Source organism: Fibrobacter sp. UWB4 (assembly GCF_002210345.1).
In the GTDB taxonomy this organism is placed as follows: domain Bacteria; phylum Fibrobacterota; class Fibrobacteria; order Fibrobacterales; family Fibrobacteraceae; genus Fibrobacter.
In genome coordinates this window covers 222,520-244,321 of record NZ_MWQI01000002.1, presented here as the reverse complement: position 1 = coordinate 244,321, position 21,802 = coordinate 222,520, and the positions used below count along the sequence as shown (strand labels likewise).

The window sequence follows — 21,802 nt, the reverse complement described above, 5'->3', positions numbered from 1 at the left end:
ATTTTGCAGAATGTCACCTTTTGACATTCTGTTTTTATTATATTAGTGCTCATGGTGGCAGTAAACAAGTCTAAGAAAGAAATCGAGTATCTCTGTACAGAATGTGGCAATACGACTCCTAAGTGGGCGGGTAAGTGTCCATTCTGTGGGGCGTGGAGTTCGCTGAAGGAACATGTCGTTGAACGGATTACGGAGGGGGCGGGACGTACTGGGCGAGGGCTTGGCGGTCCAGTCCATAAGGTTGTTCCGCTGAGGGATGTTGCAACGGAGAATACGCGTCGCCTGAGTACTGCGAATACGGAATTTGACCGTGTGCTTGGTGGTGGCTTTGCTCCAGGAAGTTTAGTGCTGATAGGGGGCGATCCTGGAATTGGCAAATCGACGCTCGTGCTCACGACGCTTGCGACGATGAACGCTGCTGGAGTCAAGGCTTTGTATGTGAGTGGTGAAGAGAGCGCATGTCAGGTTAAGCTCCGCAGCGAAAGGTTGAATGTTTCAGGGAGCGATATGTTGCTTCTTTGCGAAACGAACCTCGAAAAGATTCTGGAACAGGCAAAAGAGGTCAAGCCTCAGGTGCTTGTGATTGACTCCATCCAGACTGTCTACAAGAGCGATCTTGCTGGGACTCCCGGGTGTGCGACGCAGTTGCGTGAATGTACGCTAGACTTGATGGTTTTTGCGAAAAATTCCGGTTGCATTACGATCTTGATTGGGCATGTGACGAAGGATGGTCAGATTGCAGGGCCGAGAATCCTGGAGCATATGGTCGATACGGTTGTTTATTTTGAGGGCGACCGAAATCACCAGTACAGGCTATTGCGCACGATAAAGAACCGCTTTGGAGCGACCGATGAAATCGGCGTTTTCGAGATGACGAGTCACGGGCTGAACCCGGTGCTTAATCCGAGCAAGGTCTTTTTGCAGGAAGGCGTCCCGCCGACACCTGGGAGTGCTGTGTGTTGCACGATGGAGGGTTCGCGGGCGCTCCTGTTCGAAACGCAGGCTCTTGTGAACCAGACGAATTTTGCGGTGCCGCAGCGTGTGGCGGCGGGTATTGACCCGAAGCGCCTGACGATTATCCTTGCGCTTTTGGAAAAGTTCGGTGGCGTGACGATTGGTGCTTCGGACGTATTTGCGAGTATCGCCGGAGGCATGAAGGTGAATGACGCCTCTTCAGATTTGGCTCTTGCCCTTGCTGTGGCGAGCAATCACTTGGGAATCCCGCTTTCTCGACAGACTATTGCGATTGGCGAGCTTGGACTGTCGGGCGAGGTGCGTGGCGTAAGCCTTCTGGAACAGAGGCTCAAGGAAGCGAGTCGCTTGGGAATGACTGAAGCGGTTGTGCCGGCGAGCTGTAAACTTTCAGAGAATGTTGGGCGGATGAAAATTGTGCACGTGCATACGCTTTCCGAAGCGATAAGCTGGCTCATGGATAAGAAATAAAAGAAAAGGGGCGCTCTTGTGAGCGTCCCTCGTTTCCGTTATTCAAAAAGGCTTATTTGCGCTTTTCGCCCGGCTTAGAGAAACCGAAGGCGCGCGGATCAAAACCGCTGGGGAACTTGGTTCTTTCGTTATAAAGAACACGCTTGGCAGTGAACTTTTCGATCTTTGCACCGGTCAAGTCTGCACCGGAGAAGTCCACGTCTTCCATCTTGGTATCTGCGTCGATCTTGACGCCTTCCATCTTGGCGTTGATGAATGTGACCTTGATGAGCTTAGCACCGGAGAAGTTTGCACCGGAGAGCTGGGCATTGTTGAATGCAGAGCGTTCGATGGTGGAGTTTGCAAAGTTTGCCTTGGTGAGGTCTGCGTTATCGAAGATGTCCTTGAAAACGTAGGCACCGTCGAAGACAGCCTTCATGAGTTCAGCGTAGTTGAACACGTTCTTGCTGACGCTAGCATCGAAGAAGGAAGACTTGTTGAGCTTGGTCTTGTCGAAAGAGCTCTTGGAAACTTCGCCCTTGTCGAAAACGACACCGTTCAAGTCCTGGTTGTTGAACTTCATGTTCTTGAGCTTGGACTGAGCGAACTTGGCCTTCTGGAGCTGCGTTCTGGAGAGATCCACGTCATTGAAGTAGGTCAAGGAAAGGTCTGCTTCCTGAAGGTTGACGTTGATGAAGTCTGCACCGTCGAAATCAGCCTGGGAAAGACCGGCCTTGGCGAAATTCACGTTATTGAGCTTCACGCCAGAGAAGTTTGCAGCGATGAGGTTACATGCTGTAAAGTCTGTCTTGTCCATGGTGGTCTTGCGGAGGTCGCTGTTAGCCATCAAGGAACGGGAGAAGTTCGTGTTGGTAAGGTTTGCCTTGCTGAAGTCAGCACGGGTGAGGTCCATGTCCATCACGGAAGCCTGGGTGAGGTCTGCCTTGCTGAAATCGCATTCGTCAGAGACCTTCATAGCATCGAGACGGGCGTTCTTGAGGTTTGCCTTTGGGAATTTGCTATCGAGAAGCGTTGCACGATAGAGGTTTGCGTTTTCGAGATTTGCGCCTTCGAAGGATGCAGAGCGGATGTCTGCGCCGCTAATTGTTGCACCCTTGAGGTTTGCCTTTTCGAAGTTGGCTCCGCTAATCACAGCATTGCGGAAAGAAACTTCGGCGAGGTTTGCTTCTTCGAAGTTCGGAGAGTCGCCGGCAGAGCGCTGGAAGTCCGTAACGCCCTTGATGGCCCTTGCCTTCTGGAACTGGTAGTTGTCGATACGCTTGTCGCGGAAGGAGGTGTTCAGGTCCTTACCTCTAAAATCTTGCGCAGATACGTTGAGCGCAAGGGCACTAAGGAGGCAAAGACCAAATTTATAGACGTTCTTCATATTCATAGTCAAATTCCCTTTATGAAAAAGTAAATCAAATAACGGATAGCCCTAAAATAACTAAAAAATTTGCAAAACTAACAACTAAAAATAAAAAGTGACCAAATAAATACTAATTTTACGTTGAAATGACTTGTTTTCGTTCAAATTCTTACAAAGTGGTGGTCTGCGGTGCAGGTCCGGCCGGTCTTATGGCGGCATTCCAGCTTGGAAAATTGACGGGCGGTGCCGGACGAATCCTTCTTTTGGATAAAAAGGAACCCTGGAAGGAGCCTATTTTTTGTGCAGAAGCTGTATCTACCCACCGTTTGAACGATTTATGGCCTATTGATGAGTCCTGGGTGCGTGGAAGCCTTTCGGGCATCTATTTTACGTCGCCAAAGGGATACAAGGCTGAATTTTATAGCAAGGATTGCGGGCGGCTGCTCGACCGCTCGAAGTTCCACCACGCTATTGCCGATGCTTGTGTCGAGGCTGGCGTGGAATGCCGTTTTGATGCTCTCGTCAAGAGAATCGAAAAGACTGAAAATGGCTGGAATTTAGATGTCCAGGTGGGGGGCGAACTTGTTTCGCTTTCGTCAGAGGCATTTGTTGACGCAAGTGGCCCTGGTTGCCGTCTGACACGTGATATTCCTTGCCTTGAAGGGATTGAATCGGGCGATACTGATTTGGAACCTGGAATTTTTGCCGTGGCCGAAGGCATCAAGCACGACCGCGACCATATTGATTTGCTTTATGGGAGTGAGTTTCCGGGCGGTTATGGCTGGATTTTCCCGCGTGATGGCAAGGAAGTGAATATTGGCTTTGTACTTGCGAAAAATGCAAAGCCCGATATGCCTTTACGTGAAAAACTGAAGCAGTTTATTGCTACCCATTACCCGGATGCCAAGGTGAAGGCTATTTATGGCGGTATGATTGCTTGCGGGCAGTCTGATAAGCCGCTTGCCAAGTGTGGTCTCTTTAAGGCGGGCGATGCGGCGAGCTGCGTGAATCCGATGAGCCGTTCGGGCATTGTCGAAGCGCTCCTTAGCGGAAAGATTACAGCTGAAGCGGTCAATGAATGGCTGAATGCTGTAGATGATGACTCTCGTGCCCGTATTGAGGCGTCTGTCCTTGATCGTTGGATGGCCGCTCTGGGTAAGACTCATTTGCAGATTTCGCGAGCCAAGTCAGGCTTTGCAAAAATCAAGGACGAACAGTTTGATAAGGCTGCAAAGAGCCTTTCGAAGCTTCCGCGCGAAAAGCAGACACTGTTTAGAATCTTCTGGGCCGTGCTTTGGTCCTGTCCGTCTTTAATTTGGAAAATGCGTTCTTTTTTGCATTAATATGATTATGTCAGAAAGTATTGTTGATCGTCAAGAAAAGATTAGAGCAAAATTTGCTTCGTTCACAGACCCGGATGACAAGTGGAAATTCCTCTTGGATTTGGCCCGTGAGCACAAGGGTATGGATGCTTCCCTCAAGGCGGAGAAGTTCATTATTCAGGGCTGTGCTTCGACAATGTATCTTGTGCCGAAATTTGATGGCGCAAAAATCCATTTTGAGATGGACGTGGAAGGCGGTACGACGAATCCGCTCATTAGCCGTGGCCTCGGTGCGCTTGCCTTGCAGATTTTCAATGACATGGCTCCTGCCGATATCCTTTCGGTAGATCCGACGTTTTTCCAGCAGATTGGACTCAATGTCGGGCTTTCGCCGACGCGCTCGAACGGTTTTGCAAGCCTTTTGAAACAGATTTATTTATACGCACGCGTCTTTGACGCAATTTCAAAAAAATAGGACGACTCTATGTTTAGTTTCTTGAATGGAAAAAGCCCGTTTGACGAGGCTGAAGAAAAACTGGAAGCCGGTGAAACCGTTAACGGGAGACCGAAACTTCCGCAGGCGCCGATTATGGGCTGGCAGGACGGCGTGTTCTTGCTGGTGCTTGCTGGCTTGATTGTCGGTTGTTATTACTACTACCAGTATGCCAAGCAAAAGAGTGCGGATGCTTTTGCTAAGTGCGATGCTTTGTATGTAGCCGCTGAAACGGATGCAGCTAAGTATGTGGAAGCCGAAGCCTGCTATAACGAAACGTGGGACTTGGGCTTTGTGAGCGATTCCATGGAAATCCTCCGCCAGAACCGTCTGGGCGCGATTGAAGACTTGCGCAACCAGCAGAAGGACCTGTATGCTGAAGCTATGGGTGCCATGGCTGCCCGTGATACCGTTGCAGCATTCAATGTCGTGAAGGATTACAAGGGGCCGATGCTTTTAAGTCAGGGGGACCGCAAGGACTGGAACAACATTGCAGAAAACGATGCCATCAAGGCTAGTGTCGCTGCTGCCGCTGCTCGTGCCGATTCGATTGCGAAGGCTAAGGCTGTTGCGGATTCTTTGGCACAGGTCGCTGCGGAACTCCGTGCAAAAGCTGTTGCTGATTCCATTGAAAAAGCGAACAAGAAACATGCTCGTAAGAAACGCAAAAAAGTCTAAAATAATTCGGAATTAGGATTTCGGAATTAGGAATTAAGATGTCATGCCGGACTTGTTCCGGCATCGCCTTTTTATGAGCGAGATGGAGATTCCCGATTAAATCGGGAATGACAATTTCTACGAAAAAAGGTATTACTTCGCGATTTTCTCAACAGAAATTTCGCGTTCGGTTTCGGAAATGATTTGGATTTTAACGACGTGGGTGATGCCTGCGTCGTTTTCTTCTAATCGCTCGGGCCATTCGATGAGGCTGATGCCGCTTTCGAGATAGTCCGGGTCCATGCCGACTTCATAAAGGTCTGCGCCGCCTTCGAGACGGTACAGGTCGAAGTGGAAAATGGGTGGGTTGTTTGGGTATTCGTGGAGGATGGTGTAGGTCGGGGAGCAGACCGTGCCATCGAAACCGAGACCTTTGCAGATGCCGCGGCTAATGACGGTCTTGCCTGCGCCGAGGTTTCCGTAGAGGGCGACTTTGTCGCCGACCTTGAGTTCCTTCGCAAATCCAAGCGCCCAGTTGTATGTGTCTTGTTCTGATGTGAAACGCATAATCACGCCTAAATATAGTTTTTAATATTGCTTGTTTCTTTTGAGTGATTGAAAAAGCTATTATTACTATTGTGGAAGGTTTACTTTTGGGGGGCTTAAAAGGTTCGAGTACAATGAAAAAAATAATTATAACGATCTTTCTTTGTGCATCTTTTGCCATGGCCACTTGGGATGGTTCTACGATTCAGCCGCAACAATCGATGCGAAATGGGAAAAAATATTATCTCATATCAACACCGCAGGAATTGGCTTGGTTTGCGGAATTTGTGAATGACGGGAATACGAATGCAAATGCTGTGTTGACAAAGAATATTGTAATTAACGAATCTGCAACATCAAATTCACTTTCTTGGATTCCGATTGGCTCTGAAGAAAGCCATGCCTTTGACGGAATTTTTGATGGAGATGATTTTACTATTCAAGGAATTTATAGTAAAGGTAAAATCGCAGGGCTTTTTGGTTATATCGGCACAAATGGTATGGTGTCCAATTTAAAAATAACGTCTTCTCTTATAGTTGCGGAAAACAGTGGCTTTGGTGGAGGCGTTGCTGCGGTAAATCAGGGTTCAATCAGTGACTGCGTTGTAGAAGCTTCTTTGGAAGAGACTGAAACGCAGGTCTATGCGATTTTTCGAGATTACCTGGAATATGCAAAAAATATTTCTTTTAAAGATTTCAATGATAGGATGAACGCTTCGGGACCCGCGTTTTTGGGTGGAATTGTTGGTTCAAATACAGGAACAATTTCTTATTGTGAATTCAATGGAACAAATGACGAGGCTGTCTTTTCTATGGGTGGTATTGTCGGTGAAATGGAAGACGGTATTGTTAGCCATTGCATAAACCGCGGAAATATTACTGTTAAAGGTGATTTTGAAAAGGCTATAAAAGATAATCGCTCTAGTAGTACGGTTTCCATCACTTATTCGATTAAGTTTCATGCTGGTGGTATAGCTGCTGAGGTTTCTGGGATGTCGGCTCGTATTGAAAACTCCATAAACTATGGAAACATTATGATCGATAACAAGACGAGTTTTGCTGGTATGGATGGCTATGTCGGAGGTATCGTCGGCTATGCTCCCCACGGAATGGTGAGTAGATCTGTCAATAAGGGAGATGTGACAATCTTAATGAGTATTGTGGGCGATGTCGCCATGCTTTTTGCCGGCGGTGTGGTGGGGTATGCTCAGGATTCCTTGGTAAATAATGCTAACTGGGGAAATGTTGTCGCCAATATGCAACCGGTTTTCGCAAACAGTGACTGTCAGGCGTATGTAGGGGGGATTACACCAAATACAAAAAAAGTGTTCAATTCCTTTTCTGCGGCATCGGAACTTTCGAGCGATTGCTATAGCCGCTATATTTACGCTACAGCGATGAACGCCACTACTGATATGCGACTTTATTATAACAGCAATGGAACGTATGGAGAACCGGGGAAGGCGATCGGCAAGCCTTTAAATATTTTTTCGTCAAGGGCTTTTGCGGATACGTTAAATGCAAAGGCTCCTTCTGTGTGGAAATATATCGATGGCACTGTTTCTCCTGTTGAACCCGGTAAGGATGTGCTGTCTTCTAGCTCCCAAGGCAATTCTAGTAGCTCAAATAGTGTTTCCAGTAGCTCTCATGTAGGCTCTGAAACATTTATTTCTAAGGTCATTCCTCAAATTAAAGTTCAGTTAGAATCCCGAAGGATATATGTTTCGGGATTCCATAAAGGAACTCCTTATGCGGTTTTTGACATGCAGGGACAGGTTGTCGTTAATGGCTCAGTTTCCGCAACAAACATTGTTGTGCCCGTGCCTCGGCAAGGCAGTTATGTTTTAGTAATAGGAAACGCAAAACGAATAGTTTGTGTTAAATAGAGAAATGTGGAGCGCTTGACTTTATATTTCTGCGAGTCTACAGCTTATCCTTAAACTGCTCGTACGTGAATTTGTGCAGCAGGTGGAACTTGCCGTTTTCGTCGAACTTGCCAATGCTCGGATGGCGCACACCGTTGAAGAATGTGGTCTTGACCATCGTGTAGTGGATCATGTCTTCGAAGATGATGCGGTCGCCGACCTTGAGCGGTTCGTCGAACGAGAAATCACCGAGCTGGTCGCCGGCGAGGCAGGAATTGCCCGTGAGCTTGTACGTGTGAGCTTTTTCTCCCGGGAATGCGGCGCCGATGACGCTTGGACGGTAAGGCATTTCGAGGCAGTCCGGCATGTGGGCGCTGATGGATACGTTGAGTATTGCAATGTCCATTTCGTTGTGGACGATGTCGCCAACGCTTGTGACGAGTTCACCGGTCTGCCAGCCGATGGCTTCGCCCGGTTCCATGATGACCTGCAAGTGCGGGTAGCGTGCGGAGAAATCCTTGAGGATGCGCACGAGTTCGTCGCGGTGGTAGTCCTTGCGGGTGATGTGGTGGCCACCGCCGAAGTTCACCCACTTCATTTGCGGGAGGTACTTGCCGAAGTGCTTTTCAAATGCGGCGAGAACGCCTTCTAGGGCGTCGGCATCTTGTTCGCAAAGTGCATGGAAGTGTAGCCCGTCAATGCCGTCGAGGAGTTCGGGCTTGAATTCTTTTTCGGTCACGCCGAGGCGGGAGAACTTACCGCAAGGGTTGTAAATGTCGGTTTCGACTGTCGAAAATTCCGGGTTCACGCGGATGCCGGCACTCACGCCATGGGCGAGCGTCTTGTCCTTGAAGCGCAGCCACTGAGAAAAGCTGTTGAACGTGATGTGGTCCGCTGCATCGAGGATGGCGTCGATTTCGTCGTCTTCGTAGACGGGTGCAAAGACGTGGACTTCCTTGTTCATCTCTTCGCGTGCGAGGCGGGCTTCGTTGAGGCTAGAGGCGGTGGCGCCGGCGAGGTATTCGCCGATGAGTGGGAAGGAACGCCAGAAGCTGTAACCCTTGAGAGCGCAGATGATTTTGACGCCGGTCTTTTTCTGGATATCGTCGAGGATTTCCATATTGCGGCGGAGACGTGTTTCGTCAAGTACGAAACAGGGACTTGGAACTTGAGAATAGTCGAGCATGGTGAAAAAGATAGAAATTATTGTCTTGTCGCTCAAATGCTTTTTTGTATTATTCAGATGTATTGAATCGGAGCTTTTTATAAATTTATTGAAATTTTCTATGGTTGTGTTTGAATAATTGGAGGATTGTTTTGCGGCGGTTGTTGATTGGTTTTATAGCGTTGGTGATTTTGATTGTGTTGCTGTGCGTGGCGACGCTTTGCTTTGGCGCGGTGAACATTCCGTTTTCGTCGGTGGTGCAGGCGCTGTTTAGTCCGGGTGCGGATGTTTCGTCGAACATCTTGTGGAACTTGAGAATTCCGCGAATGATTGCCGCGATTTTGGCGGGTGCGTCGCTTGCTGTGTCGGGCTTGTCGCTACAGACGGTATTCCGGAATCCGCTTGCGGGACCGTTTGTACTTGGCATTAGCAGTGGTGCTAGTCTCGGTGTGGCGCTTGCGCTTTTGGCGGGTATTGGCTTTGGAAGTGTCGGCGTACTGGGATCGGCGGCGCTTGGAGCTTTGCTTGTGACACTTGTCGTGATGTTTGCGGCGACGCGTTTTGCGCAGACGGGCGTACTTTTGATTGTCGGACTTTTGACAGGTTACTTTATCGATTCGATTGTAAGCGTCTTGATTGCTGGGAACTCTTCGGAATCGCTGCGCGTGTATGTGGCGTGGGGCATGGGTAGCTTTGGGCGCGTGACGCTCGGTGATGTCTGGATTTTTGTGGCCGCTGTGCTTGTGGGATTGGTGATGATTGGCGTTTCGCTGCGGTATTTGAATGCGGCGCTTTTGGGCGATGATTTTGCGCATGGGCTTGGGTTAAACGTGAAGCGTTCCAAGATTTGTGTGTTGCTCGGGGCGAGCCTTTTGGCGGGAGCGACAACGGCGTTTTGCGGGCCTGTCGCGTTCATCGGGATTGCAGTGCCGCATTTAGCTTATCTGCTTTTCAAGACGACGAATCATCGCGTACTTTTGCCCGGGGCGGCGTTGTGTGGTGTGGCGCTTGCGCTTTTGGGCGGACTATTCCCGGCTTCGGTGCCGTTGAATGCGGTGCTTTCGCTGGTGGGTGTTCCTGTGATTTTGTGGGTGCTTGTGCGCGGTTCCGGTTCGCGGATTTAGGGGGCTTTATGACGAATGTTGAATCGCAGAACGCTTTGTTGGAATGTAAGGATTTGCTTGTCGGCTATGGCAAGGCGCTTGAAACAATGAAAAGCCCGTTTGATTTTTCGCTCTCGTCGGGAATGGTTGTGGCTTTGATGGGCGAGAATGGTTGCGGTAAAAGCTCGCTGTTAAAAACTTTTGCAGGCTTGCTTGCGCCGGTGGCAGGCGAGGTTTCGCTTGAAGGTAAATCTCTTACGGAATGGGCGCCTCGTGAACGCGCTCAGGAAATCTCGCTCGTGCGAATGTCGAGTGCTGTGCCCCCGCGAATGAGCGTGAGTGAATTTGTGCGCTTGGGACGTTCGCCGTATTCGGGAATTTTTGACAGCCGTACGGATGAAGATAACCGCATTGTCAAAGAATCGATGGATCTTTTGGATGTGGCAAATTTTGCGAATCGCCCGATTGCAGAACTGAGCGATGGTGAACGTAGCCGTGTGTTTTTGGCGGAGGCTGTGGCGCAGCAGGTGAAAATCTTGTTGCTTGATGAACCGAATGCGTTTTTGGATATTCCGCGTAGCCATGCGCTTTTCAGATTGCTCAAAAAAATTGCCGTGGAACGTCAAATGGGCATTGTTGTTTCGACGCATTCCGTGGAATATGCGGAGCGCTATTGCGATAAGATTATGGTCGTGAATGGTGGTGCTGTGCGCGTGGCGTCTGCGGCTGATGCGAGAAAAACGGGTTTGTTAGACTGGACGGAAATATGCGACGCTCTTTGATTTTATTTTACGCTATTGGTGTGTTTTGTGTTGCGCTTTGCTTGTCATCGTGTGCGGGGAACCGGAGTGCGGCTGGCACCTCGGAACAGAAGCATTTCTTTTGGAAGGTCTCCGATGAAAATTCTTCGGTGTGGGTGCTCGGAAGCATTCATTTGGCGGATTCGACTTTGTACCCGCTTGCTCCTGTGATTGATTCTGCGTTTGCCCATGCGGAGGAGCTTGCCGTAGAACTCAACATGAACGATGAAGAAGTCGTGAAAGAGATTGGCAAGGAATCAGTTTCGCAGGGAATGCTTGATGAAAGATTACTCCGTGATATTCTGCCGCCGGAAATGTGGAATACTTTGGATAGCCTTTGTGCGGCCTGGGATATTCCTATGGTGGTATTTGAAAAAATGCGCCCCTGGCTTGTAGCGACAACGCTGAGTGCGTATGCATTTGAACAGGCTGGATTGAATCCTGAATACGGGATTGACTATGTGCTTTTGGACAGAGCGGCTGCAAACGGCAAGGCCATTGTCGGTCTGGAAACAGCTGAAGAACAGATTGGCGCGCTTGCTGATACGACGGAATCGGATTCGGCGGGAGTGTATTACTTAAAGACGACTTTGCGTGAAATTGCGGAATTTGAAACGCTTGTGAAAAACTTGATTCACGCTTGGAAAACGGGTGATGACGATTTGTTGCGTAGTTTGCTGAATAAAGATGACGAAGAAGACGAAAGTGAAGAAACGTCGTCTAGCGATCAGAAATTTAAGGAAGGTTTCGAACAACGTGTTTATTTGAATCGCAATGCTAAAATGGCCGAATCAATTGCATCTTTCTTGCGCGAAAATAGGAATGTTTTTGTTGTGGTCGGCGTAGCGCACTTGGCGCTTGAAAAAGACAACGTGATTGATGCGCTTCGCAAGCGCGGTTTTAAGATTGAACGTTTTTAACGCTTAAGCCAAGTCGTGTGAGTCGGTTGTAGAGGGCCGTGCGGTTCATGCGGAGCCGTTCGGCGGCAAGGCTTACGGAACCATCGCAATTGCGGATGGTCGATTTCAAAAATTCACGTTCTTCGTCGAGCTGCAAGTCGCGGAATTCTTCGTAATTGCTCGCGTTGAATGCTTTTATCGCGGCACGATCGGCGCTAGTAAAGCTTGTTGAATAGCTGTCGGAACTTTCGTCGATTTGCAAATCTTCGGCACGTAAAATGCCTGGGTCTGTAAAGCAGAGGGCGCGCTGGATGACGTTTTCGAGTTCGCGAATGTTGCCTGGCCAGTTGTGGTTCTGAAGCTTTTGTAAAGCTTCTGGCGAGAGCGTGTAAGGCTCGCCTTCGGGGGCGTACTGGCGGATAAAGTAATTCGCCAAGTCTTCGATGTCTTCTTTGCGGTCGCGGAGCGGCGAAAGCTGCATCGGAATTACGTTCAGGCGGTAGTAAAGGTCTTCGCGGAAGCGTTTTTCGCGGATTTCTTCGCGGAGGTCTCGGTTTGTGGCGGCGATGATGCGCACGTCGATGTGTCGCGTCTTGTTTGCACCGATGGGGCGGATCTCGTGATTCTGGATGACGCGCAACAGCTTGACTTGTGCGTGTAGTGGCATATCGCCGATTTCGTCTAGGAAGATGGCGCCGCCGTTTGCATCTTCGAAAAGACCTATGCGTTCGTTTTGGGCGCCTGTGAATGCTCCGCGCGTATGGCCGAAAAGTTCACTTTCGAAAAGTGATTCTGGAATGGCGCTACAGTTGACGGTGACGAATTTGTCGTAAACGCAAGCGATGGCTCGTGCGACTAGGTCTTTGCCGACGCCCGATTCTCCTTGGATGAGGACGGGACCCGTGTGCAAGATGGCGCGTTCCACTTTTTTGCGGAGGTGCTGCATGGCTTCGCTTTTGCCGACGAGGTGCGACATTCTTTCGCGGAAAATGCGCTTTGCGTTGTAGATTTCCTTGAGCCTCGCAATCTTGCTCATCAGGTGGAGGCGAAGCGCTTCGACGGAGAGAATCGTGTCGTAGAGCTTGCTTGAAACTTCGCTGTAGCGTTCGGGTGATTCCGCGTAGGCGAGAATCATGGAATCCGGGCTGAATTCGCGAAGGCTCGAAAGCAATTCTGCATTTTTAGCAGTGAAAGAATCGAGGTCCCAGATGACAATTGCGGCGAGCGGAGTGCGCAAAGCTTCTGCGATTTCGGGCGCCTTGTCGCTTGTTGGGGTGTGAACATCGACGGTGTTATCCACAGAAGAAAGGACGTCCAAGATGAACGAGGACGTCGAAGTTTCTTTTGTGAAAAAGTCGATGGATGGCATTTTAGTTGGAAGTAGGAAGTTGAAAGTAGGAAGTCTATAATCGCGGCTTTGCCGCCAAACTTATTACAGTCTACTTCCTACTGTCTACCGTCTACTTGTTTATTTTCCCAGTTCCTTGCTGCGGTTCGTACCGGCGACAACAGCTTTGATAAGCGTGCTGCGGAATGCGCCTTCTTCGAGGGCATCGATGCCTGCGATTGTCGTACCTGCCGGAGAGCAAACCATGGCGCAGAGGTCGCTCGGGCTCTTGCCGGACTGCTTGACGAGTTCGACGCTACCTTCGATGGTGCCGAGAGCGAGCTTCAAGGCGACATCGCGGGTGAGGCCAGCCTTCACGCCACCGCGGGTCAGGCCTTCGATGAATTCAAAGACGTATGCCGGGGCGCTGCCGGAAAGTCCGGTCACGGCGTCGATGAGGGATTCTGCAACGCGGCAGGTCACGCCGATGTTGCCAAAGATTTCTTCGGCGAGCTTGAGCGTTTCTTCGGAGACGCCGTCGGTGGCGAGGCCAACGGAGCCCTTGCCAACAGTGAGCGGCAAGTTCGGCATCACGCGGAGCACCTGATTCTTTTCACCGAGCACTTCGATGAGGCTCTTGCGGGCGACACCGGCCATGATGCTGATGAACGTCTTTTCGCTCTTGAGAGCAGATGCGGCTGCCTTCCATTCGGCGGCAACGAGCTTGAAAATCTGCGGCTTGACGCAGAGGAATGTGACGTTAGCCTTTTCGATGCCTTCGGCAAAGCTCTTGACGCGGACGCAACCGAGGGCGCTTACGGCTTCGGCAGCCTTGTCACTCGGGTCAAAGAAGAAAATGTTCTTGGCGTCTGTGCCTGCATTCAAAAGACCACGGAGGATGGCTCCGCCCATGTTACCAGTACCGGCAAAGAAAATCGTAGTGTTCATTTTTATGTCCTTTTTAAACTTTATGGATTGCTTCGGCCCCTTACAGGGTTCTCGCAATGACGTTACGGTAGTAAACGTAAAAATTTTTCGCTTGTAAAAAGGAGATGCCCGTTCGGAGACGGGCATGACAAGCATAAAAAAGGCGATGCCGGAACAAAGTCCGGTATGACAAGCGTAAAAAAGCCCGCGCTTTAATGCGCGGGCTTCTCGTCAAATTTGAATAAGACGTTTCTTGTCTAAATTGCTTTAGACTTTTGGTTTGGAGAGGACGCTCAGGAGTTCGGCATTTGTCTTGAGCTTGCTCATGAGCTTGAGCAGGTTCTCCATGATGCCCGTTTCCGTCTCGTTCTGGCTGCCGCGTCTGAAGTTCCAGGCGGCGTTCTGTTCGAGGAGCGTGAGCAAGCGTTCTTCCTTGCGGGTGCCGGACTTGAACACGTCAATGGCGGGCCAGATGCGCTTTTCGGCGATGCGGCGGTCAAGTACGAGTTCCATGTTGCCAGTGCCCTTGAATTCTTCGAAGATCACTTCGTCCATGCGGCTGCCGGTTTCGATAAGAGCCGTGCCGATGATGGTGAGAGAGCCGTTCTTCTGCACTTCTTCCGTGATGGAACCGTCTTCGTTTTTCACGGTGCGGATCTTGTCCTGAATCTTACGGGCGGCACCGAAGAATTTCTTCGGGAACTGCATTGCGTTTGCATCCACACCGCCAGACAAGATCTTGCCGGAATGCGGAATCACGACGTTGTTTGCTCGAGCGAAACGCGTGATGGAGTCGAGCAGAATCACGACGTCCTTCTGGCTTTCGACGAGGCGCTTTGCCTTTTCCAAAACCATGTTGGCAACACGGGTGTGGTGCTCAGGCGGTTCATCGAATGTCGAGGCGACAACTTCAGCCTTGATTTCAATTCCCTTTTCCGCTGCCTTTTCCTTGATGTCCGTGATGATGTCGCGCATTTCGGTGACTTCTTCCGGACGTTCGTCAATGAGGAGCGTGATGAGGATGATTTCAGGATGGTTCTTTGCGATAGCGCGGGTCACGTTCTGCAAGAGAACGGTCTTACCGGTACGTGGAGGTGCGAGGATGATACTGCGCTGGCCTTTACCGATCGGGGAGAACAAGTCCATGATGCGGGTGCTGTATTCCGTCTCGTTCCATTCGAGGTGGATCTTTTCTTCCGGATGGATCGGCGTTAAATATTCGAATGCCACACGGCGGCGCATCTTGTCCGGTTCTTCAAAGTTCACGCGGTCGATGCGGCGCATGGAGAAGTACTTATCTTGTTCGCGAGGCGTGCGCACAAGACCTTCAATCGTATCGCCAATCTTGAGATTGAATTTACGGATAAGGTTCTGGCTCACGTAAACGTCATCGGCGCTGGTCTGGTAGTTCTGATCCGGCATGCGGAGGAATCCGTGACCTTGTGGAGTCACTTCGAGGACGCCTTCCGTATAAATGATATTGCCTTCGTTTTCGAGGCTCTGCAAAATGTAGTTGAGGGACTGCTTCCTCATTCTGCGGAAGTCCACTTCCTTTTGCACGGCGAGTTCCTGGAGTTCGCTCATGGAGAGCTTGCGGAACTTGAGCCAGTTTTCCTTAGCCTTTAAAATAGCTTCGGAACCTGGAGCCGGGAGCGTTGCGGAGTCATCGACAAATTCTTCTTGCTGGAAATTGCGATTGCGGTTGTTCTTGTTGAACTTGTTGTTCTTATTGAACTTGTTGAACTTGCCGTTCTGGTTGTTGAAGCGGCGGTCGTCCTGACCTTCGCCGTTCTGTGCCTGAGCTTCACCTTGCTGCTGGGCGTTTGGATCGGCATTCGGATCGGCGGATACATCGCCTTGATTTTCTGCCTGGCCTTGTGCTGCATCGGCTGATTGCGGAATAACGGGTTCGCCGTTGCTTTCGCCAACAAATGCGCTTTCTTCGGTAGGTTCTGCTGGCTTGTAGTTTTGTTCGCCCGTGTAAATCGGTTCTGCAATGGCATCAATGTTTGCTACACCGTACTGCTCGGCGAGGCGCTTTTCGGCGGCAGCAATGCCATCAACCGGTTCTTTTTTTTCTTGATAATTTTGTTCGATATCGGCCTGGAAATTTTCTTCGACATCAACGTCCTTGCGGACTTTTGCTTTTTGACCCGGCTTTCTACCGCGGCGCTTGGGCTGAGGCACTTCATCGGCATTTTCAGGAAGCTTGTCGGGTGTTCCCAGATAATCGGGTACGGGAATACCTGTGCTTTCGGGATAAACGAGATCCGTCAAAGAAGGAGCTTGAGCGTTTTGTTCTAAATTCTGATTCTTGGGTGTTCTGGGCACGATTGCGTCCTATAATTGGATATTTCAAAAAATGAAATAGGCGATATAGTGAAATGATGACTAGGGCTTATTGCCCCATAAATTTTATTGATGATTTAATATTACGTTCCGAAATAGCGGAACGGGTTAAAAGATACATTAAATTTTGTGAAATGTCATAAAAAAATTTTTTTTTGTGAAAAATATTGCGAGTTCTTAGTTCTAAGTCACTAGTTATTGGTTCTTAGAAAATTTCTTTTTTTTGAATCGCTAGTAACTAATGACCAATGACTAACGACCAATGACTAGTATCTATTAACTAAAAAATGACTATATTTGGGGCGTGGATTCCTTAAATAGAGTATATATAGCACTCGGAAGCAATCTTCCAGACCGCTCGGCCCACTTGAATGCCGGGAGGGACATGCTTCGCCGTATAAGCGCAGGCGGCTGGGTAGAAAGTCCTATTTATGAAACGCCACCTGTTGGACCGGAGGGTCAAGGACCGTATTTTAACCAGGTCGTGAGTTTCTGGTACGATGGTGATCCGACTAAACTTTTATACTATTTAAAGGGTTCCGAGCTTGTTCTTGGACGCAAGGACCGCGGTCATTGGAATTCTAGGGAAGTGGACCTGGATTTGCTCTTCTTTGGTCGTGAAATCTGTTCTGGGCGCCCGACTATACCGCATCCGCAGATTTATAATCGCCAGTTTGTGCTTGTGCCGTTATGCGACATTGCACCGGACTGGGTGGATCCGAAGACGAACAAGACGGTGAAGGACTTGCTTACGGAACTGCTTTCGAAAGAAGAAAAGATTCCGTTCCGTGTTATAAATGGGGAGGAACCTTAATGCTCCTTGATAAGAACATTCATTTCATGGCTATTGAGGGTGTGATTGGAGTTGGAAAGACTTCACTTGCCCGTGCTATCTGTGATCGCTGGAATGCAATGTTCATCGAAGAGAATTTTGCAGAGAATCCTTTCTTGCCAAAATTCTACGAGAACCGTTCGGCATACGCTTTCCAGACGCAGCTCTTCTTTTTGCTCGACCGTTTTAAGCAGCTCCAGAATTCTGCCTTGCAGAGCGATTTGTTCCACGACTTGCTGGTGAGCGATTATACGTTTGACAAAGACCGCATCTTTGCTTCGCAGAACCTCACCGAAAATGAACTTACGATGTATGACCAGGTGTCGAACGCCTTGAATCACGATATTCGCAAGCCGGATTACGTTGTCTATTTGCAGGCGAGCGTCTCGACGCTGTTAAAGCGCATCAGGGGCCGTGGCCGCGCGATGGAAAAGACCATTGACGGCAATTACCTGAGCGACTTGCAGGACCGTTATGACCACCATTTTTGGCACTACACGGATGCTCCTGTGCTCATCATCAATACTGACAATATCGATTTTGTCCATAACGAAAGCCATTTGCAGATGGTATTGAACGCGATTGCGTCTTGCCCAAGTCAAACGACTTATTTTGTTCCAGAAGGTAACTAATCATGCAGATTATTAAGTCTATCGATTCCCTACGTCAAACGCTTGCTCCTCTTGCGAAGGAAGGGAAAAGAATCGGTCTCGTTCCAACGATGGGTGCTCTCCATGAAGGTCATGGCGCTCTTATCAAGGCATCCGTGAGCGAGTGCGATGTGACTGTTGTAAGTGTGTTCTTGAACCCCATTCAGTTCGGCAAGAACGAAGACCTGGACAAGTACCCGAAACGCCTGGAGGCTGATGCGAAGCTTGCTGAATCTATCGGCGCTGATTACGTCTTTGCACCGTCTGTTGCTGAAATGTACCCCGATGGCGACCCGATGACGCTTGTCCGTGATGAAGCTCTCGAAGGCATGTACTGTGGCGCTTACCGTCCGGGACATTTCCGTGGCGTATTGACTGTCGTTTCCAAGCTGTTCCTCATTTCTGGCGCAAATGACGCTTACTTTGGCGAGAAGGATTACCAGCAGGTGTTCCTGATCGAAAGAATGGTGAAGGACTTGAACTTCAATATCAAGATTCACCGCGTGAAGATTGTGCGTGAAGAAAGTGGCCTTGCCCGCTCTAGCCGTAACGAATACTTGACGGAAGAAGAACGCGATCAGGCACTTGGCATTTACAACGGCTTGAAAGCTGCTAAGGCTGCCTATGAAGCTGGCGAACGCAGCGTCTCGAAGATTCGCGATATCGTTGTGAAGTCGATTGTGGCTGCCCGTGGCGTTGTGCAGTATGTGGAAGTGGCTAACCAGAAGAACTTGCAGAAGTGCAATGGCGCCCTTGCCGCTGAAGACAAGGCCGTGATTCTTGCAGCAGCCTTCTTCGGAAAGACCCGCCTCATTGACAATATGGAATTGAATTAAGCGCGCTGATGCGCGTAGTTTCAAGTTCCGAGTTACTAGTTACTAGAAATGTTTATATTGCAATCTCTAGTAACTAATAACTATTAACTAGTAACTGCGGCGAAGCCGCTATTTCTCAGTAGCGGTAAAGATTCCGTCCCATTTTTCGCCTGCGCTTGCGGGCGGATTTTGTTTATAGGCTTTGCAGCGCTTGATGTAGACCTGGCTTGGGCAAGTTTTGCTTCCCGGATCGCGTTCGGGCAAATGCGGCTCGTACGCGAGGCATTGCGTGAATAGTTCTATTGCCTTGTCCCATTGCATGTCGAGATAAGCGGCACGGGCCTGTTCCCAGAGCTTGCAGAGCTTCTTGAGCTTGCTTGAATCCTTGTCGTTTGCGTAAGCGAGCAGCTCGTATGTTTCAACAGGTTCGTCTTTACCCACGACGCGAATGATGTCGAGTGGACGGTAAATGTATTGGTTGTTGGTTTTCTGCTCGACGAGCTGATCGATTGTGTTTTTGCAAATGTGAATGTAGGCTCCGTACTGCTTTGCTGCACTTTCAAGACGAGCTGCAAGGTTGACTTCATCGCCCATCATGGTGTAGTTCTTGCGCATGGTGGAACCCATGTTTCCGGTCACGATGTTACCTGTGTTGATGCCGATTCGCATGTGCATGTTGAGTACGACGTTTGGCCATTTTTTTTCTTCGCTGTGCCATTTTTTGCGGAGCTTTAAAAGTTCGCTTTGCATGTCGAGTGCTGTGTCGCAAGCGCGTTTGGCGTGATCGTCGTATTTCATTGGGGCGCCGAAAAAGGCGATGATGGCATCCCCTTCGTACTTGTCGAGCGTTCCTTTGTTCTTGGTTGTCAAAACTTCGGTCATTGCGGTCAGATATTCATTCAGAAGTTCAACGAGCTTGGTCGGGTTGCCAATTTGTTCAGAGAAAGTCGAAAAACTTTGGATGTCAGTGAAGTAGGCCGTGATGTTTGATTCTTCACCGCCGAGTTGCGGGGTGATGCCTCCTGCAACCATTTCATCGATCAGTTCCGGGGATATGTACTGCTTGAATGAACTTGTAATAAATTTCTTTTCCTTGCTCTCAAAATACGCTTGCACAACCATGGCGAGTGTATTTGTGGCAATGATGGCGAAGAGCTGCTTGGAAACGCCTATGTAAACATTGTGCTTGAAGCAAATGTAGGCGAGTAATGTGTATAGAATGGCAAGCGTAATTGTGAAGAATAGTGAAGCAAAGCTTCTGAAGTATAGCCCGATGAGGGTGCTGATTAAGGCGAGCAAAATTACGGCGTAACGCTGGTGGCGTTCGTTCAATACGGTCAGATAATCGTCTTCGAGGATGTTCTTGATGATGCTTGCGTGCACGAGAATTGCCGGGACATTTTCTTCGTGTGGCCCGTTCACGATATCGAAGAGCGCCGATACTGATGATCCGAGAATAATTGTTTTTCCGGCGTATTGGTCGAGATTTGTGGTGTCTCTAAAAATGTCGTAGTAAGATATGTGCTTGAAAGTTCTTGTTTCGGGGGTGACTCGGTTGAAACGGCCTTTGTACTTGATGAGGTATTCGCCGTGCTCTCCGATGGGAATACGCTTGTGAGGACCGAATCGCAATTCTTCGCCGGGCGTGAGGCTACTGATTTGTTTATCTGTAACCTTGGAAATGTCCCGCAAGATTTGATTTGTGAAAAATGCGATTGAAGCGGACCATTCGTCTTTTGATTTGTTGTAGCTTATTTCCATTTGGCGTGACAAATGCTTGTGCTCGCCAACTTTGATGCGTCGATAGCTTGATTCGTAAAAATGGATTGTCTTGATTATGTTGGGCGTGATGTAGATTTCTTCATCGTCTTCGTTTGTGATGACGTAAACACCTTCGTCATCTTCGCTTTTTGCCATTTTATAGCCGAACTTTAAATCAATGGATTTGTTGTCCTTGAGCTTGTCAAAGATGTTTACAGGAAGCTTTCGTAAAAGCATTGAAAGTCTTTCGTCTAGGTGCTGGTCGTCGTCAATGAATATGTCAAAGACTATTCGTCCATCGTTGTTCCTTTTTGCTGTAACCTTGGATGATGTCTCGACTAGACTTGCCTTTTCAACGCCGCTTTCCTTGATTTGCTTCATCTTGTCGCGCAAGGCGATAAACATGGGATAGGTGAAGTTGGGGTAAGTTGTATGGTATTCGCCGACAGAGTCTCGGTAAATTCCAAAAGGTTTCCCGATATCGATGTATTTTCCCGTTTTTACGGTGATGTCTTTGGGATCCTTGTGGAAAAGGTGCAAAATGGTCATTAAGGAAAGCGTCGAGTAGATGCGCTGCGGGGCGAGCTTATCGTCTTTGACAAATGGGAACTTGTACAACATGCTGATACGGCGAATGGTGCCGTCGTTGTCGGGGTAGGCGTTAACAGCTCCGATGCGGGCGCCTGCGTTGGAAAGTTCCGGGAATACGTTGTCGAGTAGCTGTCGTGATTCAATATTTTGCGGCTTATCGACCTGGTTTAACTGCAGAGTCGATGAAAATCCGATTTCTTTGGCGCGGTCCCATGTGCTTAACGGATTCCAGTCGCTTTTGTTCTTGTAGTACGAGGTGTTGTTCATCAAGAAACTGACGATGCAAATGCCGGAATTGCGTGTCGCTTCGACGAGAACGGAATCGTAATTGTAGTACGATTGAATTTGTGAGAATAACGCGATGTGGCTTGTGTCTGGATCAAGTGCAGTAAGGATGTCGCGGCACTGCTCGCCTCTGCGTTTTCCGAAGTCCGCTTCTTTGAAAAGAATATCGAAAGCGATGGCTGCGGCCCCGCCTTCGCTTAAATTCTTGATGACTTTTGCATGGATGGATCGGTCCCATTCGTAGTAATGCCCGAGCTTTTGCAATGACTTTTCATCAATGTCTGCAATGAGGATACTGGGATCATTGTACGGCTTGCTTTCCATGATGATGCCGTCTTTTGTGCTTGTCGTATCCCGTACTTCAGTTGTCCATTTAAAAAACTGGTCGTAGAAAATATTTTCTGCAGATTCCGCAGTAAAGTTGTTTTGCCTGTTGCCAAAGATCAAAATGAGCAAAACGGCGATTGCCGAAAATGCTACCCCAAAATACAGTTTTCTTTGATTTTTCGAATTTTTTTGTGCCATGTCATCAAAAAAATAATAATTGAGCAAATAGTGTCTTTTTTTGTGTCAAAATTAAGGCCGTTATTAGACTATATTTGAAGAGGATAATAGAGGAGCGTG

18 protein-coding genes are annotated in these 21,802 nt (G+C 48.9%); 11 read left to right on the top strand and 7 right to left on the bottom strand.

Annotated elements, in window-relative coordinates:
• Positions 1-51 precede the first annotated feature (51 nt).
• On the top strand, positions 52-1,443 hold the full coding sequence (gene radA / locus B7990_RS06025) for a DNA repair protein RadA (protein ID WP_088640114.1): 1,392 nt from the start codon (positions 52-54) through the stop codon (positions 1,441-1,443).
• Positions 1,444-1,495: 52 nt separating this feature from the next.
• Here the strand turns inward: radA and B7990_RS06020 are convergent, their stop codons facing one another.
• Complete coding sequence (locus tag B7990_RS06020) at positions 1,496-2,815, bottom strand: pentapeptide repeat-containing protein (RefSeq protein ID WP_088640113.1); 1,320 nt, start codon at positions 2,813-2,815, stop codon at positions 1,496-1,498.
• Positions 2,816-2,937: 122 nt separating this feature from the next.
• Here B7990_RS06020 and B7990_RS06015 point away from each other — a divergent pair, with 122 nt between their 5' ends.
• From B7990_RS06015 to B7990_RS06005, 3 genes are read left to right on the top strand one after another with little or no spacing between them, the layout of a single operon-like run.
• The gene (locus B7990_RS06015; RefSeq protein WP_088640112.1) at positions 2,938-4,134 is read left to right on the top strand and encodes an NAD(P)/FAD-dependent oxidoreductase; all 1,197 of its coding nucleotides are present in this window, start codon (positions 2,938-2,940) and stop codon (positions 4,132-4,134) included.
• A 7-nt stretch (positions 4,135-4,141) separates the two neighbouring features.
• A complete protein-coding gene (locus B7990_RS06010; RefSeq protein WP_012820171.1) occupies positions 4,142-4,588 on the top strand; it encodes a SufE family protein in 447 nt (148 codons plus the stop codon).
• 9 nt (positions 4,589-4,597) lie between these two features.
• Positions 4,598-5,284 carry a hypothetical protein gene (locus B7990_RS06005; RefSeq protein ID WP_088640111.1) on the top strand — a complete coding sequence of 229 codons (687 nt, stop codon included), beginning with the start codon at positions 4,598-4,600 and terminating at the stop codon, positions 5,282-5,284.
• A 132-nt stretch (positions 5,285-5,416) separates the two neighbouring features.
• On the opposite strand, the gene tsaE is transcribed toward B7990_RS06005, so the two are convergent.
• On the bottom strand, positions 5,417-5,830 hold the full coding sequence (gene tsaE / locus B7990_RS06000) for a tRNA (adenosine(37)-N6)-threonylcarbamoyltransferase complex ATPase subunit type 1 TsaE (protein ID WP_088640110.1): 414 nt from the start codon (positions 5,828-5,830) through the stop codon (positions 5,417-5,419).
• A 44-nt stretch (positions 5,831-5,874) separates the two neighbouring features.
• Here tsaE and B7990_RS05995 point away from each other — a divergent pair, with 44 nt between their 5' ends.
• The gene (locus tag B7990_RS05995) at positions 5,875-7,695 is read left to right on the top strand and encodes a hypothetical protein (RefSeq protein WP_141099225.1); all 1,821 of its coding nucleotides are present in this window, start codon (positions 5,875-5,877) and stop codon (positions 7,693-7,695) included.
• Between the two features lie 37 nt (positions 7,696-7,732).
• Here B7990_RS05995 and nspC read toward each other — a convergent pair whose 3' ends face one another.
• A complete protein-coding gene (gene nspC / locus B7990_RS05990) occupies positions 7,733-8,860 on the bottom strand; it encodes a carboxynorspermidine decarboxylase (RefSeq protein ID WP_088640247.1) in 1,128 nt (375 codons plus the stop codon).
• A 143-nt stretch (positions 8,861-9,003) separates the two neighbouring features.
• On the opposite strand from nspC, the gene B7990_RS05985 reads away from it, so the two are divergent.
• Genes B7990_RS05985 through B7990_RS05975 form a run of 3 tightly spaced genes read left to right on the top strand, consistent with a single transcriptional unit; the run spans position 9,004 to position 11,662 of the window.
• Positions 9,004-9,963, top strand: a complete 960-nt coding sequence (locus tag B7990_RS05985) for an iron ABC transporter permease (RefSeq protein WP_254917354.1) — start codon at positions 9,004-9,006, stop codon at positions 9,961-9,963.
• 8 nt (positions 9,964-9,971) lie between these two features.
• Complete coding sequence (locus B7990_RS05980; protein ID WP_254917352.1) at positions 9,972-10,724, top strand: ABC transporter ATP-binding protein; 753 nt, start codon at positions 9,972-9,974, stop codon at positions 10,722-10,724.
• A complete protein-coding gene (locus B7990_RS05975) occupies positions 10,709-11,662 on the top strand; it encodes a TraB/GumN family protein (protein ID WP_088640108.1) in 954 nt (317 codons plus the stop codon). Before B7990_RS05980 ends, B7990_RS05975 begins: the two co-directional genes overlap by 16 nt.
• On the opposite strand, the gene B7990_RS05970 is transcribed toward B7990_RS05975, so the two are convergent.
• From B7990_RS05970 to rho, 3 genes are all read right to left on the bottom strand, one after another.
• Entirely contained in the window at positions 11,643-13,010 is a 1,368-nt protein-coding gene (locus tag B7990_RS05970; protein ID WP_088640107.1) for a sigma-54-dependent Fis family transcriptional regulator, read from the bottom strand. The genes B7990_RS05975 and B7990_RS05970 overlap by 20 nt on opposite strands.
• A 99-nt stretch (positions 13,011-13,109) precedes the next feature.
• Positions 13,110-13,916 carry a pyrroline-5-carboxylate reductase gene (gene proC / locus B7990_RS05965; RefSeq protein ID WP_014547045.1) on the bottom strand — a complete coding sequence of 269 codons (807 nt, stop codon included), beginning with the start codon at positions 13,914-13,916 and terminating at the stop codon, positions 13,110-13,112.
• Positions 13,917-14,162: 246 nt separating this feature from the next.
• On the bottom strand, positions 14,163-16,226 hold the full coding sequence (gene rho / locus B7990_RS05960) for a transcription termination factor Rho (RefSeq protein ID WP_368668107.1): 2,064 nt from the start codon (positions 16,224-16,226) through the stop codon (positions 14,163-14,165).
• A 322-nt stretch (positions 16,227-16,548) separates the two neighbouring features.
• On the opposite strand from rho, the gene folK reads away from it, so the two are divergent.
• The 3 genes from folK to panC are packed head-to-tail and all read left to right on the top strand — an operon-like array spanning position 16,549 to position 18,562.
• The gene (gene folK, locus B7990_RS05955; protein WP_088640106.1) at positions 16,549-17,058 is read left to right on the top strand and encodes a 2-amino-4-hydroxy-6-hydroxymethyldihydropteridine diphosphokinase; all 510 of its coding nucleotides are present in this window, start codon (positions 16,549-16,551) and stop codon (positions 17,056-17,058) included.
• Positions 17,058-17,708 (top strand): deoxynucleoside kinase, encoded by a 651-nt coding sequence (locus B7990_RS05950; RefSeq protein ID WP_088640105.1) that lies wholly within the window; start codon positions 17,058-17,060, stop codon positions 17,706-17,708. The genes folK and B7990_RS05950 overlap by 1 nt, the downstream gene beginning before the upstream one ends.
• Positions 17,709-17,710: 2 nt before the next feature.
• Positions 17,711-18,562 (top strand): pantoate--beta-alanine ligase, encoded by an 852-nt coding sequence (gene panC / locus B7990_RS05945; RefSeq protein ID WP_088640104.1) that lies wholly within the window; start codon positions 17,711-17,713, stop codon positions 18,560-18,562.
• Positions 18,563-18,670: 108 nt separating this feature from the next.
• On the opposite strand, the gene B7990_RS05940 is transcribed toward panC, so the two are convergent.
• On the bottom strand, positions 18,671-21,634 hold the full coding sequence (locus B7990_RS05940; protein WP_254917350.1) for a CHASE2 domain-containing protein: 2,964 nt from the start codon (positions 21,632-21,634) through the stop codon (positions 18,671-18,673).
• Between the last annotated feature and the right edge of the window lie 168 nt (positions 21,635-21,802).